This is a genomic window from Ideonella dechloratans (assembly GCF_021049305.1).
Lineage (GTDB): Bacteria > Pseudomonadota > Gammaproteobacteria > Burkholderiales > Burkholderiaceae_C > Ideonella > Ideonella dechloratans.
The window spans coordinates 3,230,867-3,247,586 of sequence record NZ_CP088081.1 but is presented as its reverse complement, the minus strand read 5'-3'; the positions used below and the strand labels follow the sequence as shown (position 1 = coordinate 3,247,586).

The 16,720-nt window shown below is 68.8% G+C and carries 16 protein-coding genes and 1 riboswitch; of the genes, 9 read left to right on the top strand and 7 right to left on the bottom strand.

The features are described from left to right. Positions 1–65: 65 nt before the first annotated feature. Together LRM40_RS15045 and LRM40_RS15040 are read right to left on the bottom strand one after the other, a co-directional pair. Positions 66–752, bottom strand: coding sequence for a glutathione S-transferase family protein (locus tag LRM40_RS15045; protein ID WP_151123948.1), 687 nt, complete (start codon positions 750–752; stop codon positions 66–68). Positions 753–851: 99 nt separating this feature from the next. Further along, entirely contained in the window at positions 852–1,841 is a 990-nt protein-coding gene (locus LRM40_RS15040; RefSeq protein WP_151123949.1) for a LysR family transcriptional regulator, read from the bottom strand. A gap of 110 nt (positions 1,842–1,951) precedes the next feature. Between LRM40_RS15040 and LRM40_RS15035 the strand changes: the two genes are divergently transcribed. Continuing rightward, positions 1,952–2,296, top strand: a complete 345-nt coding sequence (locus LRM40_RS15035; RefSeq protein WP_151123950.1) for a DUF2917 domain-containing protein — start codon at positions 1,952–1,954, stop codon at positions 2,294–2,296. A gap of 46 nt (positions 2,297–2,342) precedes the next feature. Then, a complete protein-coding gene (locus LRM40_RS15030; RefSeq protein ID WP_151123951.1) occupies positions 2,343–2,951 on the top strand; it encodes a 5-formyltetrahydrofolate cyclo-ligase in 609 nt (202 codons plus the stop codon). Positions 2,952–3,075: 124 nt separating this feature from the next. Here LRM40_RS15030 and LRM40_RS15025 read toward each other — a convergent pair whose 3' ends face one another. The 5 genes from LRM40_RS15025 to ppk2 all read right to left on the bottom strand — a co-directional run bounded on the left by LRM40_RS15025 (position 3,076) and on the right by ppk2 (position 8,427). Then, positions 3,076–3,690 carry an OmpW/AlkL family protein gene (locus tag LRM40_RS15025; protein WP_151123952.1) on the bottom strand — a complete coding sequence of 205 codons (615 nt, stop codon included), beginning with the start codon at positions 3,688–3,690 and terminating at the stop codon, positions 3,076–3,078. Positions 3,691–3,905: 215 nt separating this feature from the next. Further along, a complete protein-coding gene (metF, locus tag LRM40_RS15020; RefSeq protein ID WP_151123953.1) occupies positions 3,906–4,745 on the bottom strand; it encodes a methylenetetrahydrofolate reductase [NAD(P)H] in 840 nt (279 codons plus the stop codon). 18 nt (positions 4,746–4,763) lie between these two features. Beyond that, positions 4,764–5,519, bottom strand: coding sequence for a TlyA family RNA methyltransferase (locus LRM40_RS15015; RefSeq protein WP_151123954.1), 756 nt, complete (start codon positions 5,517–5,519; stop codon positions 4,764–4,766). 4 nt (positions 5,520–5,523) lie between these two features. Further along, positions 5,524–6,966 carry an adenosylhomocysteinase gene (gene ahcY / locus LRM40_RS15010; protein WP_151123955.1) on the bottom strand — a complete coding sequence of 481 codons (1,443 nt, stop codon included), beginning with the start codon at positions 6,964–6,966 and terminating at the stop codon, positions 5,524–5,526. A gap of 101 nt (positions 6,967–7,067) precedes the next feature. Next, positions 7,068–7,148: riboswitch (S-adenosyl-L-homocysteine riboswitch) on the bottom strand. 112 nt (positions 7,149–7,260) lie between these two features. Beyond that, on the bottom strand, positions 7,261–8,427 hold the full coding sequence (gene ppk2 / locus LRM40_RS15005) for a polyphosphate kinase 2 (protein ID WP_211372985.1): 1,167 nt from the start codon (positions 8,425–8,427) through the stop codon (positions 7,261–7,263). Positions 8,428–8,568: 141 nt separating this feature from the next. On the opposite strand from ppk2, the gene purT reads away from it, so the two are divergent. From purT to LRM40_RS14970, 7 genes are all read left to right on the top strand, one after another. Then, entirely contained in the window at positions 8,569–9,792 is a 1,224-nt protein-coding gene (purT, locus tag LRM40_RS15000; protein ID WP_151123957.1) for a formate-dependent phosphoribosylglycinamide formyltransferase, read from the top strand. 134 nt (positions 9,793–9,926) lie between these two features. After that, complete coding sequence (locus tag LRM40_RS14995) at positions 9,927–11,033, top strand: sigma-54 interaction domain-containing protein (RefSeq protein ID WP_151123958.1); 1,107 nt, start codon at positions 9,927–9,929, stop codon at positions 11,031–11,033. Between the two features lie 205 nt (positions 11,034–11,238). Continuing rightward, positions 11,239–12,411: an AMP-binding protein gene (locus LRM40_RS14990; RefSeq protein ID WP_170288862.1), complete on the top strand. Its 1,173-nt coding sequence runs from the start codon at positions 11,239–11,241 to the stop codon at positions 12,409–12,411. Further along, the gene (locus LRM40_RS14985) at positions 12,408–13,199 is read left to right on the top strand and encodes an ABC transporter ATP-binding protein (RefSeq protein WP_151123960.1); all 792 of its coding nucleotides are present in this window, start codon (positions 12,408–12,410) and stop codon (positions 13,197–13,199) included. The genes LRM40_RS14990 and LRM40_RS14985 overlap by 4 nt, the downstream gene beginning before the upstream one ends. Before the next feature lie 19 nt (positions 13,200–13,218). Further along, positions 13,219–14,100, top strand: a complete 882-nt coding sequence (locus tag LRM40_RS14980; RefSeq protein ID WP_022980794.1) for a branched-chain amino acid ABC transporter permease — start codon at positions 13,219–13,221, stop codon at positions 14,098–14,100. Between the two features lie 14 nt (positions 14,101–14,114). Then, entirely contained in the window at positions 14,115–15,182 is a 1,068-nt protein-coding gene (locus tag LRM40_RS14975) for a branched-chain amino acid ABC transporter permease (protein WP_151123961.1), read from the top strand. A gap of 141 nt (positions 15,183–15,323) precedes the next feature. Further along, positions 15,324–16,643, top strand: coding sequence for an ABC transporter substrate-binding protein (locus LRM40_RS14970; protein WP_151123962.1), 1,320 nt, complete (start codon positions 15,324–15,326; stop codon positions 16,641–16,643). The last annotated feature ends 77 nt before the right edge of the window (positions 16,644–16,720 follow it).

Genomic DNA, 16,720 nt, shown 5'->3' with positions numbered 1-16,720 from the left:
TGGGATCCCCCGGCCACAACCCGGCTTCCATCGGGTGTTCTGGGGGGCTTCGCGGGCCGCCGATCTCAGGCGCCGGGGGCCTTGCGATAGGGTTCCTCGAAGTCCAGGAAGTCCCGCTCCGCCAGGGCCTGGGCCACCCAGGCGGCCACGCCGGGGCTGGCCCAGACCCGGTCCATGTAGGCCTGCACGACCGGCGTGACCGGCAGCGCGTAGCTGCGCAGCCGCGCGACGACCGGGGCGTAGTAGGCATCGACGATGCCGAAACCGCCGAACAGGAAGGGGCCGCCGCTGGCCGCCAGGGCCTCGGTCCACATGGTCTGGAGGCGGGCCAGGTCGGCGGCCACGTCCGCTTGTTCGCGCAGCACCTGCGCGCCCACCTCGGGCAGACTGGCCTCGATGTTCATCGGGCAGGCGTTGCGCAGCGCGCCGAAGCCGCTGTGCATCTCGGCGCACAGGCTGCGGGCGCGGGCCCGTGCGGCGGGGTCGGCCGGCCACAGCGGGTGCTGCGGGAAGCGCTCGGCCAGGGTCTCGGCAATGGCCAGCGAGTCCCAGACGACCAGGTCGCCGTCCACCAGCAGCGGCACCTTGCCGGTGGGGGCCAGGGCGCCGACGACGGCCTTGAAGCGCGAGCCGGGGTCGAAGCTGTCGAAACGGACCAGGACCTCCTCGAAGGGCAGGCCGAAGTGGGTCATCAGCACCCAGGGGCGCATGGACCAGGACGAGTAGTTCTTGTTGCCGATGTAGAGCTGCATGGGGCGACCTCGGGATGGGATGGCCGCATGCTACGGGCCCGCCCAGGCGGACGGGTTGAATTCCCCGCATCACCGCCATGCGCGGGCGTCATGGACGGCTCAGTCGGCGTGGGCCAGGCTGTCGGGGTCGGCGTGGTCGCCGATGGCCTGGCGGGTGGCCGCCGCCTGGTCCAGCACCCAGCGGGTGAAGGCCTGCTGTTCCGGCCGCGGGGGCTGGCTGCCGCCCAGCGGCACCAGCCAGTAGTCGTGCTGGCTCCAGAGCCGGCAGGCCGGGCCGAAGGGCTCCACCAGTTCGCCGCGCGCCAGTCCATCGTGCACCAGGGCCAGCCGCGCCAGCGCCACGCCCTGGCCGGCCAGCGCGGCCTGCATCTGCTGGTGGGTGTAGTTGGTGCTGAACCAGCGCTTGGGCTGCAGCCGGTCCAGGCCCTGGGCCGCCAGCCAGGCCGGCCAGGCCAGAGCGCTGGAATGGGCGCTGCCGTCGTCCATCTCCAGCAGGGTGTGCTGGGCCAGGTCGGCGGGCTGGCGCAGGGGCGGCGCATCCCCCCGGGCCACGGCTGCGGCCAGACCGGCGCCGATGACGGGGCTGAGCACCTCGCCGAACAGGCGGATGGCCGAGGCCGGTGCGCGCTCGGGCCGGCATTGGCGCAGCGCCAGGTCCAGTTCGGGATCGTCCTCGTCCACCAGGCGGTCGGAGGCCGAGATGCGGATGTCCAGCGAGGGGTGCAGGCGCTCGAAGGCCACCAGCCGGGGCATCAGCCACAGCGAGGCGAAGGAAGGGAAGGTGGTCAGGCTGACCTGGTGGCGCGAGCGGGCCAGGCGGATCTGCCGAACGGTGCCGTCCAGCCGGATGAGCAGGGGCGCCACCGTGCGCAGCAGGGCCTGGCCGGCGGCGGTGAGTTCGACCTTGCGGGTGCCGCGGGTGAACAGCGGCGCGCCCAGCTCCTCCTCCAGCCCCTTGATCTGGCGGCTGATGGCGGGCTGGGTGAGGTGCATCTCCTCGGCCGCGGCGCTGAAGCTCAGGCGCCGGGCCACTGCTTCGAAGCTGCGCAGGCAGTCCAGGGCAAGCGGGCGCTGGCTCAGGTGATTCATGCGCGAATGGTATCAATCCACGGCGCACTCGTCATTGGACCTGCGCAGGCTGGAGGCCGAAGATTCAGGCTGTGGAGAGGAATCTGGTGTCTCCACCTATCAGGAGATTGATGATGAAGCTGCATTCCACGATGTGCCTCGACGGGGTCTGGCGTGGCCGGGCGGGGCAGGCCGGCGAACTGCTGGTGGCCACCGGTCGCGTGTGGCTGACCCGGGACGGTGATCTGGCCGACCATGTGCTGGCCGCGGGCGATCGCCTGCGCCTGGCGGCGGGCGACCGCATCACGCTGGAGCCCTGGGCGCCGGGCCGCGCGCCGGTGCTGCTCTGGCAGGTGCCCGAGCACCTGCATGGGCTGCGGGCGGTCTTGGGGGCCGGGGCCCGCCTGCTGGCCGCCCGGCTCGAGCGCGCGGCCCGCCGGCTGCAGGCCTGGGCGGGTGAGCTGTCGGCCGCCTGAGCGCGCACAATGGGGGCGTGTTGTCGACGGTGATCCGCCCCACGCCATGACCCTGCCGTTCAAGCTCAACCTCGAACCCTCGCGCGACAAGGCCCAGCTGCGCAAGCAGCTGCAGGCCGAACGCATGGCCCTGCTGGACCGCCACCAGCGGGCCGCGCACCTCCAGGAGGTGCTGATGGTCTGGCTGATCAGTCGACCCGAGAAGACCATCGGGGCCTACTGGCCGATCAAGGGCGAGTTCGACGCCTTGCCGGCGCTCTACCGCTGGAGCGAGGCGGCCGAGGCCGGCGAGGAACGCCGCATCGGCCTGCCGGTGATCAACCGCGAGACCAAGCAGCTGACCTTCCATGTCTGGTATCCCGGCTGTCCGATGGAGGAGGATGCCTACGGCATTCCCAAGCCCAAGGACACCGAGGCCTTCCACCCCGAGCTGCTGCTGGTGCCCTGCGTGGGCTACGGCCCCGGCGGGGTGCGCCTGGGCTATGGCGGCGGCTTCTACGACCGCACGCTGGCGGCGCTGCAGCCGCGACCGGTGACGGCCGGCGTGGGCTACACCCATGGCTACGTGCCCTGGCTGCAGGCCGAGCCGCACGACATCCCGCTGGACGCCATCCTCACCGACGAGGGCGTGTACTGGCAGCGCGGCGAGGACTGAGCCTCGTCCTTTCTCGGCACCCGCTTTGGCGCGGGGGGGACCGGCCATGAAAAAAGGGGCTGCCCTGCGGCAGCCCCTCAAAACATGGACCCTCGAAAGGAGCCCCTTCCGGGGCCCGGCTTCATCAGAAGCGGTAGCCGACGCCGACGCTGAACAGCAGCGGATCGACGTTGAAGTCGCCGATCTTGGTGCCGTCGACCTTGACGTCCACACCGATCTTGACCTTCTTGACGTCCAGGTTCACCAGCCAGCCATTGCCGACCGGGATGTCCACGCCGGCCTGCAGCGCCCAGCCGAAGCTGTTGTCGGAGATGCTGGGCTTCAGTGCCGCCACATCGGCGTTCGTCCAGTGGACCTGGGTGATGCTGGTGAAGTTGACACCGGCACCGACGTAGGGGCGGAAGCCCTGGAAGTTGGTGAAGTGGTACTGGGCGGTCAGGGTCGGGGGCAGGTGACGGAAGCCGCCGATCTTGGTGCCGTCCGACTTGATTTCCTGGTACTGCGGGTAGGTCAGGATCAGCTCAGCAGCCACGTTGGGCGTGAAGAAGTAGCTGATGTCCAGTTCCGGGAAGGCCTTGTCGTTGGTCGACAGCTTCAGGTCGGGGGTGGTCGAGCCACCGTTGTCCGATTGCAGGTAGAGCGCACGGCCACGCACCAGCCAGTTGCCAGAATCTTGGGCGGCGGCGAATTGGGGGGCCAGGGCGGCCACGGCGGCCAGGGCGATCAGTTGCTTGCGCATGTGGGGACTCCGTCTCTTGTCTTCAGGTTGCAAAAGGGGTGACCGTTTCGTTTGGTCTGACGCCATTGCAACGTGAAGTGGCCGAAGTCAAGCTGAGTCGGCGCAAGCGGGCTGCATCCGCGGGTCGGGCCCTGCGGGGGACTTGATCCAAGTCAGATCGCGGGGGTGGGGGTGACGCCGCCGCGCAACAGTCTGTTGCGTCACCCGTCCCGCGCTCAGGCCACCAGGCCCAGCTGCCGGCAGAGGGTCAGCGTCGGCCCGCTCTGGTTCATCGTGTAGAAGTGCAGGCCCGGGGCGCCGCCGGCGCGCAGGCGCTCGCACAGCGCGCCCACCACTTCCAGGCCGAAGGCCTTGATGCTGGCGCTGTCGTCGCCGAAGCTCTGCAGGCGCAGCCGGATCCAGCGCGGGATGTCGGCGCCGCAGCTGTCGGCGAAGCGCAGGATGCCGCTGGCATTGGTGATGGGCATGATGCCCGGCACGATGGGCACGTTCACGCCCAGGGCGTGCGCCTCGTCGACGAAGCGGAAGTAGGCGTCGGCGTTGAAGAAGAACTGGGTGATGGCCGAGCTGGCGCCGGCGGCCACCTTGGCGGCGAAGGCCTGCAGGTCGGCCTGCGGGCTGCGGGCCTGCGGGTGCATCTCGGGGTAGGCCGCCACTTCGAGGTGAAAGTGGTCGCCCGTCTCGGCGCGGATGAAGGCCACCAGCTCGCTGGCGTAGCGGAACTCGCCCATGCTGCCGTAGCCACTGGGCAGATCGCCCCGCAGCGCGACCAGGCGGCGCAGGCCCATGGCCTTGAACTGGGCCAGCTTCTCGCGCACCGAGTCGCGGGTGGCGCCCACACAGGTGAAGTGCGAGGCGCTGTCGCGGCCTTCGGCCAGGATGGCCTGCACGGTCTGCAAGGTGCCGTCCTGGGTGGAGCCACCGGCGCCGTAGGTGACCGAGCAGAAGGTCGGGTCCAGCGCGTAGAGCTGCTGCCGCGCGGCCGCCAGCTTCTCGGCGCCCTCGGGCGTCTTGGGCGGGAAGAATTCCAGGCTCAGGGGAAAGTCGGGGGTCATCGTCTCGTGTTCCAGGGTTCAGGCACGTTGCGCCTGAACGAAAAATTCGCGGTTGCCGTCGCCGCCGGTGATGGGGCTGTCGCGCCAGGCGGTGACGGCCAGGCCGCAGGCGGCGCAGGCCTCGCGCAGCCGGGTCTCCACCCGGGCGTGGGCGGCCTGGTCCTTGACCAGCCCGCCCTTGCCGATGTCGCCGGGCTGCAGCTCGAACTGCGGCTTGACCAGCATCAGCAGCGTGCCCCCGGGCGCCAGCAGCGGCGCCAGGGCGGGCAGCACCAGGCTCAGCGAGATGAAGGACAGGTCGCCGGTGATCAGGTCGAAGCCCTCTGCGGGCCAGGCCGTGCCGAGGGCGGCGGGGCTGAGCTCGCGGGCGTTGATGCCTTCCAGCGCCGTCACCCGCGGGTCCTGGCGCAGCCGGGGCAGCAGCTGGTCGCGGCCCACGTCCACACCCACCACCCGACGGCAGCCGGCGTGCAGCAGCACGTCGGTGAAGCCGCCGGTGCTCTGACCCACGTCCAGCGCCACCGTGTCATGCAGGTCCAGGCCGGCTTCGCGCAGCGCGCCTTCGAGCTTGAGGCCGCCGCGCGAGGCCCAGCGCAGCTCGGCATCGTCGGTGACCTCGATCTCGCAGCCCGCGGGCAGATCCTCACCCGCCTTCTTGGGCTGCTGCCAGCCTCGCGGGCCGAGCCAGCGCACGGCGCCGCGCTCGATCAGCCGCTGTGCGGCCGACCGGCTGGGCGCCAGGCCCTGCTGAACGAGAAGCTGGTCGGCGCGCACGGGATCAGTAGCGGTAAGTGTCGGGCTTGTAGGGGCCTTCGACGGACACGCCGATGTAGGCGGCCTGCTCGGGCGTCAGCGTGGTCAGCTGGGCGTTGAGCGTGCTCAGCTGCAGGCGGGCCACCTTCTCGTCGAGCTTCTTGGGCAGCACATAGACCTGGCCGGCCGCGTAGTCGTTCGGGCGGGTGAACAGCTCGATCTGAGCCAGGGTCTGGTTGGCGAAGCTGGAGCTCATCACGTAGCTGGGGTGGCCGGTGGCGCAGCCCAGGTTCACCAAGCGGCCTTTGGCCAGCAGGATGATGCGGTGGCCGTCCGGGAAGATCACGTGGTCCACCTGGGGCTTGATCTCCTCCCACTGACACTTCTCTTCCAGCTTGGCGACCTGGATCTCGTTGTCGAAGTGGCCGATGTTGCAGACGATGGCGTTGTTCTTCATCGCCGCCATGTGCTCGTAGGTGATCACGTCGCGGTTGCCGGTGGTGGTCACGAAGATGTCGGCCTGGGGGGCGGCCCACTCCATCGTCACCACGCGGAAGCCTTCCATCGCGGCCTGCAGGGCGTTGATCGGGTCGATCTCGGTCACCCACACCTGGGCGCTCAGCGCACGCAGGGCCTGGGCCGAACCCTTGCCCACGTCACCGTAGCCGCAGACCACGGCGATCTTGCCGGCCACCATCACGTCGGTGGCGCGCTTGATGCCGTCCACCAGCGACTCGCGGCAGCCGTAGAGGTTGTCGAACTTGCTCTTGGTGACCGAGTCGTTGACGTTGATGGCGCGGAACAGCAGCGTGCCCTTGGCGCTCATCTCGTTGAGGCGGTGCACGCCCGTGGTGGTCTCCTCGGTCACGCCGATGATCTCGGCCGACTTGCGGCTGTACCAGGTCGGGTCCACGGCCAGCTTGGCCTTGATGGCGGCGAAGAGGATGCGCTCTTCTTCCGAGCCCGGGTTGGCCAGCACCGACAGGTCCTTCTCGGCCTTCTGACCCAGGTGCATCAGCAGCGTCGCGTCGCCGCCGTCGTCCAGGATCATGTTGGGGCCTTCGCCCGGAGTGCCCTTGGCGCCGAACTCGAAGATGCGATGGGTGTAGTCCCAGTAGTCCACCAGCGTCTCGCCCTTGTAGGCGAACACCGGCGTGCCGGCGGCCACCAGTGCTGCGGCGGCGTGGTCCTGGGTCGAGAAGATGTTGCAGGAGGCCCAGCGCACCTCGGCGCCCAGGGCCTGCAGCGTCTCCACCAGCACGCCGGTCTGGATGGTCATGTGCAGCGAGCCGGCGATGCGCGCGCCCTTCAGGGGCTGGCTGGCGGCGTATTCCTGGCGGATGGCCATCAGCGCGGGCATCTCGTGCTCGGCAATGGTCAGTTCCTTGCGGCCCCAGTCGGCCAGGGAAAGATCGGCCACCACGTACTGTTCGGGGGCCAGGGCGGTCTTGGGCAGTGCAGCGTTCATCGGTTGCTCCATCGGTTCGACAAGCCCGCACGGGGACCGAAGGAGGACCGGGAGGCGAACGGTTCAGACGTTCGCCCAGGGCTCACCGCGGCACCGGGAAGTGCGGGTGAGCGCCGTTGCAGAAGAAGGGGTTCCGAGCCTGGGGCCGTCGGACGACGGGCCTTGCAACGCTCCTCGGAAGCAGGCCGACAGTGTAGCAGCGGGGCCCTGGCGGCGCCCAGCGCAAGCCCTGGCGTCGAATGTGAAAAAGCGGGCATCGGAGCCCGCTTTGTGCTGTCGGGGGACGTGCCCGGCTCAGGCCTGGCCTTCCATGGAGGCGAGCTGGTCCTCGCTCAGGCTGGGCACCAACGAGGGCCGGCCCACGATCAGCGGGTCCACCGGACCGATGGCCTCCAGGTTCTTCTTGCCGTAGGACAGGCGGTGCAGCACATAGCGCATCGCGTTCAGCCGCGCGCGTTTCTTGCAGTCCGACTTGATCACCGTCCAGGGCGCGTCGGAGGTGTCGCAGTGCAGGAACATGGCCTCCTTGGCGCGGGTGTAGTCGTCCCATTTGTCCAGGCTGGCCAGGTTGATGGGGCTGAGCTTCCACTGCTTGAGCGGGTGCAGTTCGCGCTCCTTGAAGCGGCGGCGCTGCTCGCTGCGGCTGACCGAGAACCAGAACTTGAACAGGTGCACGCCGTCGCGCACCAGCTGGCGCTCGAACTCGGGGGCCTGGCGCAGGAACTCCTGGTACTGGTAATCCGAGCAGAAGCCCATCACCCGTTCCACGCCGGAGCGGTTGTACCAGCTGCGGTCGAACATCACGATCTCGCCGCGGGTGGGCAGGTGCTGGATGTAGCGCTGGAAGTACCACTGGCCCTGCTCGACCTCGCTGGGTTTCTCCAGCGCCACCACGCGTGCACCGCGGGGGTTCAGGTGTTCCATGAAGCGCTTGATGGTGCCGCCCTTGCCGGCCGCGTCGCGGCCCTCGAAGAGGATGACCACCCGCTGGCGGGTTTCCTTGACCCAGGCCTGCAGCTTCAGCAGCTCCACCTGCAGGCGGTACTTCTGCTCCTCGTAGCTGCGGCGCGAGAGCAGGTTCTTGTAGGGATAGTGGCCCTCGCGCCAGCCGGCGGCCAGCTCCAGGTCGGGGTCGATGCCGCTGGGGGCCGGCTTGCGGCGGGCGTTGATCTCGCGGCGCAGGGCCTTGAGGTCGTCGGGCGAGGCGCCGTCGAGCAGGGCCCGCAGCGGGTCGGTCGACAGGCCGGACTGCATCAGCCCGCCCACCACCTCGGCCTGCACGACCTGGGCGGCCTCGCGGGCCGCCTCCACCTCCAGCTTCTGCAACGCCCGTGCGTTGGCCTTGGGGCGCACGCTGCCCACGGCCACCGGGGCCGGGGTGCGCGGCTTGCGCCGGGGAGGCGCGGACGTCTCGACGCTGGCCGGGGTGTCGGAATCGGGGGTGGGTTGTTGTCGAGCCATGGTGTTCTGGATGGAGGGCAAGTTCTCGATCATGAAACTTTGACCGGGGTGTGACTTGAGCGAGGTCAAGTGGGCGCCAAGGATGCGGTCAGCGCGCTTGGCGACAATATCGGCCTTCTTCACCACTGCATGAGGTCTGCCATGGCTGTCCGCCCCCTGGGTACCCCGCTGTCCCCGTCTGCCACCCGCGTGATGCTGCTGGGCTCCGGCGAGCTCGGCAAGGAAGTGCTGATCGCCCTGCAGCGCCTGGGGGTGGAAACCATCGCGGTGGACCGCTACCACAACGCCCCCGGCCAGCAGGTGGCCCACCATGCCCGCACCATCGCGATGAGCGACCCCGAGCAGCTGCGCCCCCTGATCGAGGCCGAGCAGCCCGACCTGGTGGTGCCGGAGATCGAGGCCATCGCCACGCCGGTGCTGGAGGCCCTGGAGGCCGAGGGCAAGATCCGCTGCATCCCGACCGCGCGCGCCGCGCGCCTGACCATGGACCGCGAGGGCATCCGCCGCCTGGCCGCCGAGGCGCTGGACCTGCCCACCAGCCCCTACCGCTTCTGCGATTCGCTGGCCGAACTGCAGGCCGCCATCGACGGCAGCGATGGCCATCCCGCCATCGGCTACCCCTGCATCGTCAAGCCGGTGATGAGCAGCTCCGGCAAGGGCCAGAGCAAGATCGATGGCCCGGCCGATGTGCAGAAGGCCTGGGACTACGCCATGGCCGGCGGCCGCGTGGCCACCGGCCGCATCATCGTCGAGGGCTTCATCGACTTCGACTACGAGATCACCCAGCTGACCGTGCGCGCCGTGGGCGCCTCGGGCCAGGTCGAGACGCACTTCTGCGACCCGATCGGCCATGTGCAGGTCAGCGGCGACTATGTGGAGAGCTGGCAGCCCCACCCGATGAGCCCGGTGGCCCAGCAGAAGGCCCGCGACATCGCCCAGGCCATCACCGCCAACCTGGGCGGCCAGGGCCTGTTCGGCGTCGAGCTTTTCGTCAAGGGTGACATGGTGTGGTTCAGCGAGGTCAGCCCCCGCCCGCACGACACCGGCATGGTGACGATGATCACCCAGTGGCAGAACGAGTTTGAACTGCACGCCCGCGCCATCTTGGGCCTGCCGGTGGACACCTCGCTCAAGAGCCCCGGCGCCAGCGCGGTGATCTATGGCGGCGTCGACGCCCAAGGCATCGTCTTCGACGGCGTGGCCGAGGCCCTGCAGGTGCCGAATTCCGACATCCGCCTCTTCGGCAAGCCCGAAAGCTTCACCAAGCGCCGCATGGGCGTCGCCCTGGTGCACGACGCCGATGTCGAGGTGGCCCGGACCCAGGCCAAGCTGGCGGCCAGCAAGGTCAAGCCGCGGGTGGCCTGAGGCCGCCCATGTTGATATGACGCAGAACAAAGCTTGAAATCCTTTGTTAGGGCGTGCGGCGCATGTTCCTAGACTGAAGCCATTCGGTGTTTCCCGGGTCCCGTGCTGACCTGGGGTCAACCCAGAGTGGTTCCATGACTTCGACTCCCTACGCCCGGCTGCTGACGCTGCCCAATGCAGAGCAGGCGGCCCTGACGATCCGGGCCAAGGCCCTGATCTTCCATGACGCCAAGTCGCTGGCGCTGCTGCGTCAGGTGGAGCGCATCGCCTGCAGCGATGCGAACGTGCTGATCATGGGTGAATCGGGTACCGGCAAGGAGCTGGTGGCCCGCCATATCCATGCCGAGAGCGAGCGGCGCGGACCGTTCGTGGCCGTCAATTGCGGGGCCTTCAGCGACAACCTGATCGAGGCGGAGCTGTTCGGCCACGAGGCGGGTGCTTTCACCGGGGCCCAGCAGGCCCGGGCCGGCTGGTTCGAGGCGGCGCAGGGGGGCACCCTGTTCCTGGATGAGGTGGGTGACCTGCCGCTGGCCATGCAGGTCAAGCTGTTGCGCGTGCTGCAGGAGCGGCAGGTCGTGCGCTTGGGCTCGCGCAGGCCCATTCCCGTCGATGTGCGCCTGGTGGCTGCGACCAATGTCCATCTGGAACAAGCGGTGCAAGCCGGGCGCTTTCGGCTGGATCTTTACTACCGCCTGAATGTCGCGCCGGTGCTGCTGCCCCCCTTGCGTGAGCGCACGGGCGACATCCTGCCGCTGGTCCACTACTTCATCGACTACTACAGCCAGCGCATGGACAGCGACAGGCCCCGTCTGAGTGACGAGGCGACGCAGATGCTGCGTGCCTACGCCTGGCCCGGCAACATCCGCGAACTGGAGAACGTGGTGCATTTCGCGCTGATCGTCTGCCAGCATGGGCGCATCGAGGCCGGGGATCTGCGCCTGCCCGGTCTGCCTTTGCAGACTGCCGAAAGTCGCCCCCCGGCCACGACGCCGGAACCGTGCGACGGCTTGGCGGCCATCCGCAGTGGCCTGTACCGGCTGCTGGATCTGGACACGCCCCATGTCTACGAGCGCATCGAAGAGCTGCTGTTCACCGCGGCCTTCGCGTACTGCCAGGAGAACCAGGTGCGGACCGCGCGTCAGCTCGGCATCTCCCGCAACATCCTGCGCACCCAGCTCAAGCGCTTCGGCCTCATCCGTGACACAGGTCTTGAAGCCGCAGGCGAAGCAGCGGGCACCTAGCGTTCGACACCGCCTCCTGCCAGGCCGCCCAAGGGCGGCCTTGTCGCTTCCGTGTCCGCTCTTTGCCGCTGCTGGCACGGCAGCAGTCCGGGCAGCCGCTGTCGCGGGTCTGCTGGCCCGGCAACAGACCGGTCACTGGTCTGTGCGCTAAGTCCTTGATTCCATGGAGGCAGGGCGCTGGCATGGCTCCTGCGAAAGCGCAGGCATGCATCCCCTGCCTCCTTTCTCCTCGACACCGGCCACGCTGACAGGCTGGTTGCAGGCCCAGGCCCGCCTGCGCCCTGCCGGACTGGCGCTGCGTCACAAGCAGGCGGGGCTGTGGCAGGAACGGCGCTGGTGGACTCTGCAGCAGGAGGTGGCCACGCTGGCCGCCGGCTTGCGTGCCCGGGGCTTCCAGCCGGGGCACTGGCTCCAGGTGCGCTGCCAGCCCCGTCCCGAGGCCCTGCTGCTGTCCCTGGCGGCCCTCTGGTTGGGCGGGCGAGTGCGGCTGGGTCACCCGGGGGCGGCTCCCTTGTCAAGGCGCACGGCAGCCTCGGCCGAGGCCCACGACGCCCATTTTGTGCTGCTGGACAGGGCAGACGACCTGGCCGGACTGGCCGACCTCCAGGCGGGTCTGCACTGGGTGGGCTATGTGGAGCGCCGAGCCGCGGTCACCCTTCCCGCAGGCCTGCAGGACCGCGTGCAATCCAGCGAAGAGCTCCTGCTTGAAGGCCGGGCCGCGGGCGCACTCGACGAGCCGATCCAGGGCGAGGCCGATGACACTGCCTTTCTGCTCCAGACCGAGCAAGGGGCTCTTTCCCTGAGCCACCGGGATCTTCTGGAAGGGGGGCTGGCGCTGGTGGACCAGGAAGGGCTGACCCACCGCGACGAAGCCTTTGCGGCCCGGGCCTTCGCGACCGAAGCCCAGCTGCGCTACCTGTTGGCGCCCTGGTTGCTGACGGGCCTGCGCCTGAATTTCCCGGAGCGCCTGGCCACGCGCGACGCGGACCGGCGCGAGATCGGGCCCACACTGGTGGCCGGCACCTGTGAGACCTACCAGCGCGTGGCCCGCTGGGTGCGCGAGGCTCTGCCGCCCGAGGGGACCTGGCAGAGGCATCTGGTGGAGCGCGCACTGGCAGGCCGGTATGGCCGGCTGCCGCGCTGGGTCGTGGGGCGGCGGTTGCGCGACGTGATCGGGCTGACCCGGACCCGTGCCGCACTGCTGATCGGCGCTCCCTTGCCGGAGGACGATGCCCGCTTCTTTGCCTCGCTGGGTGTGGCTGTGCGGGTCTGGCCGGAAGGTGGGGCCGCATCGCCCCGTCCAAGCCGTGAACACGACAGCGCACCACCGGATGAGCGGACCGTTCAGTTCAACCTGCATCCCTGGGGGGCGGTGTGAACGCTCCGACGGTAGATGAGGCGGCGCCGCTGCTGGCGCTGGAGGGCATCTCGCTGCGCTTCGGCGGGGTCCATGCATTGCAGGACATCAGCCTGGCGGTTCGGCCCGGAGAGATCTGCGCGCTGATCGGACCCAATGGCGCCGGCAAGAGCTCGCTGCTCAATGTCATCAACGGGGTCTACCGCCCGCAACACGGGCGCGTGGCCTACCGGGGTCTGTCGGGCCGGGGACTGCGGCCGCGACAGGCCGCACTGCAGGGCGTGGCGCGGACCTTCCAGAACATCGCCTTGTTCAAGGGCATGTCTGCCTTGGACAACATCCTGACGGGACGCAGCCTGCATCGGCGCAGCACCTGGCTGGAACAGGCGCTGCGCATCGGGCGGGCGGATCGGGAGGACGAGGTCCAGCGCCGCCATGCCGAGCGGGTGATCGCCTTCCTGGAACTCCAGCCCTGGCGGCACAGCCTGGTGGGCCAGCTGCCCTATGGCCTGCAGAAGCGGGTGGAGCTGGCACGCGCCCTGGCGGCCGAACCCACCCTGTTGCTGCTGGACGAGCCCATGGCCGGGATGAACGCCAGCGAAAAACGGGAGATGGGGCGCCACATCGCCGAGGTGAACCGGACCCTGGGCACGACCATCGTGCTGATCGAGCACGACATCGGCGTGGTGATGGGCCTGTCCCACCATGTCGTGGTGCTGGACCACGGTCGCAAGATCGCCGATGGCACACCGGACCAGGTGCGCCACGACCCCCAGGTGATCACCGCCTACCTGGGCACCCACCACTGAATCAACAGGACGCCAGGCGATGGATTTCTTCGCAGAAGTGCTGATCGGGGGGCTGCTCTCGGGGGTCATGTACTCCCTCGTGGCCATCGGCTTCGTGCTGATCTACAAGGCTTCGGGGGTGTTCAACTTCGCGCAGGGGGCCATGGTGCTCTTTGGCGCACTCACCTACGTCTGCCTGCTGGAGAAGGGTCTGCCCTTCTGGGCGGCGCTGGGGGTGGCGCTGGCCGCACTGCTGGCCATGGCCCTGGCGGTGGAGCGCTGGGTGCTGCGCCCGCTGGTGAACCGACCGCCCATCACCTTGTTCATGGCCACGCTGGGGCTGGCCTACCTGATCGAGGGCGGGGCCCAGGCGCTCTGGGGCGCGCAGGTGCATGCGCTGGACCTGGGCATCGAGGACGTGCCGCTGGATGTGGCCGGGCTGATGGTCTCGCGCTTCGATCTGTTTGCCGCGGCCACCGCCGGCGGGCTGGTGCTGGCGCTGTCGCTGCTGTTCAATCGAACCCGCGTGGGCCTGTCGTTGCGGGCGGTGGCCGATGACCCGCTGGCCGCCCAGGCTGTGGGCATCCGCCTGCCTCGCGTGTGGGCGGCAGTCTGGGGCGTGGCCGGCTTGGTGGCCCTGATCACCGGGCTGATGTGGGGGGCCCGACTGGGGGTGCAGTTCTCGTTGTCGCTGGTGGTGCTCAAGGCGCTGCCTGTGCTGATCATCGGTGGCTTCTCCTCGGTGGGGGGTGCCATCGTCGGCGGGCTCATCGTCGGGGCCTCCGAGAAGCTGGCCGAGGTCTACGTCGGCCCGCTGGTGGACGGCGGCATCGAGAACTGGTTTCCTTATCTGCTGGCCACCGTGCTGCTGCTGGTTCGACCGGCCGGCCTGTTCGGTGAGCGGCCCATCGAGCGTGTCTGAGCGCAGGGGTGTCCATGTGGTTTCTTGAAGCAGGCCAGTTCAGCACCCGTGCGGCGCATGACCGCCGGCTGCTCCCGCTCTGGCAGGAGCGCTGGGCGCTGGCCGCCGTGTTGGCCGTGGCCCTGGGCGTGGTGCCCTTCTGGGGCAACGACTATTGGTTCAGCGCCATCCTGATCCCCTTCCTGGCGCTGTCACTGGCGGGCCTGGGCCTGAACCTCCTGACCGGCTATGCTGGCCAGCTCTCCCTGGGCTCGGCTGCGTTCATGGCGGCCGGGGCCTTTGCTGCCTACAACGCCCAGCTGTGCTTGCCCGGCTTGCCCTGGTGGCTCGGCTGGGGCATCGGGGGCCTGGTGGCGGCGGCGCTGTCGGTGCTCTTCGGCTTGCCCAGCCTGCGCATCAAGGGCTTCTATCTCATCGTCTCCACGCTGGCCGCGCAGTTCCTGATCCCCTGGGCCCTGGTCAAGTTCAGCTGGTTCTCCCACGGCAGCGCCTCGGGTGTCATCACCGCGCCGCCGCTGACGGTGGCGGGCTGGGACCTGAGCCACCCGGCCGGTCGCTACCTGTTGACCCTGGTCACCGTGCTGGGCCTGACCTGGGTGGCCCACAACATGGTGCGCAGCGAGTTGGGACGGCAGTGGATGGCCGTGCGCGACATGGACACCGCCGCCGCCGTGATAGGCATCTCGCTGCCGCGGGCCAAGCTCCTGGCATTCGCGATCAGCGGCTTCTATCTCGGGGTGGCCGGTGCGCTGTGGGCCTTCGCTTACCTCGTCACCGTCGAGCCCCATGGCTTTGACCTGGCCCGCTCCTTCCAGATTCTCTTCATCGTGATCATCGGTGGCCTGGGCAGCGTGGCCGGTGCCTTCCTGGGCGCAGCCTTCATCGTGCTCTTTCCGCTGGCCCTGTCGAATCTGGCGGGCGCGCTGCCCAATGGGTGGATCGATGCGGGGCAGTTGGAGAACCTGCAGAAGATGGCCTTCGGCGCGCTGATCATCCTGGTGCTGATTCGCGAGCCCGAGGGTTTGGCCAGCCTCTGGCAGCGCTGGCGCAGTCGCGCCCGTCGCTGGCCATTGCGGCACTGACCCCATTGAGCCAAGAGGCCCTCGGCCCTGCCGGGCCGCGCCCTTCCGTCGGCCTTCCGTTTTGTCGGCTTCCTGACCCGCCCCTCCCGCAAGGGGTGTTCCCTCGACCCTGCGCCTCGCAGTTTCCAAGAAAGACCCACCATGACCCTTCGCAAGACCTTCTCCACCGCTGCTCTGGCGCTGGGGGTGATCGGCCTGAACGCGCAGGCCGCGAACGAACAGTACTTCCCCTTGCAGAGCTACCGGGTCGGCCCCTACGCGGCCGGGGGCACCGGCTTCTTCGGGGGCTTCATCGACTACCTGCAGTACGTCAATGCGCACGGGGGTGTCAACGGTGTGCAGCTGACCTGGAGCGAGTGCGAGACCGAGTACGTCGTGGAGAAGGGCGTGGAGTGCTATGAGCGTCTGAAGAAGGGCCTCAACGGTGCGCCGGCTGCGGCGACCAACCCGCTGTCGGTGGGCATCGCCTATGCCACGCTGGACCGCTCCACCGCGGACAAGCTGCCGTTGATCACCATCAACCACGGACGCACCGACTCCACCGACGGCAGCGTCTTCCCCTATGTGTTCCCTTTGCAGCTCAACCCCTACTCGGAAGTCTCGGCCATCGTGAACTTCATCGGCCAGAAGGTGGGGGGGCCGGACAAGCTGCGTGGCAAGAAGATCGTCACGCTCTACCACGGCTCGCCCTACGGCAAGGAGACCAACGAGGTGCTGCAGAAGCTGGCCACCAAGTTCGGCTTCGAGCTGACCCTGCTGGAAGTGCCCCACCCCGGCAATGAACAGCAGTCGCAGTGGCTGACCATCCGCAAGATCAAGCCCGACTACGTGATCCTGCGCGGCTGGGGCGTGATGAACCCGGTGGCGCTGAAGACGGCCCAGAAGGTGGGGTATCCCACCGACCACATCATCGGCAACATCTGGAGCAACTCCGAGGAGGACGTCACCCCTGCCGGGGCCGCGGCCAAGGGCTACATCGCCATCACCACCCATCCCTCCGGCACCGCGTTCCCGGTGCTGCAGGGGATCAAGAAGGACGTCATCGATGCCGGCAAGGGCAACCTGGCCGACCCCAAGCGCTTCGGCACCGTGTACTACAACCTGGGTGTGGAGAACGGCATCCTCAACGTCGAGGCGGTGCGCCTGGCGCAGGCCCGGTTCGGCAACAAGCCATTGACCGGCGAGCAGGTGCGCTGGGGCTTCGAGCACCTGGCCCTGGACGACAAGCGCCTCAAGGAGCTCGGCGCCCTGGGGCTGGTTCAGCCGCTCAAGCTGTCCTGCGCCGATCACGAAGGAGGAGGGGCCGTTCGCTTCCAGCAATGGGATGGCCAGCAATGGAAGCTGATCAGTGATTGGGTGCAGGCCGACCGCGCCTTCCTGCGCCCCATCATCGAAGCCTCGGCCCTTCAGTACGCCAAGGACAAGGGCATCACGCCACGCAACTGCGCCAAGGAAAGCTGAGCGCCGCGGGCGCCGGGATCCAGGCCGCCTTCGAGGCGGCCTTTTTTTATGTCGAGTCCAGCTGCCGCCCATCGGCC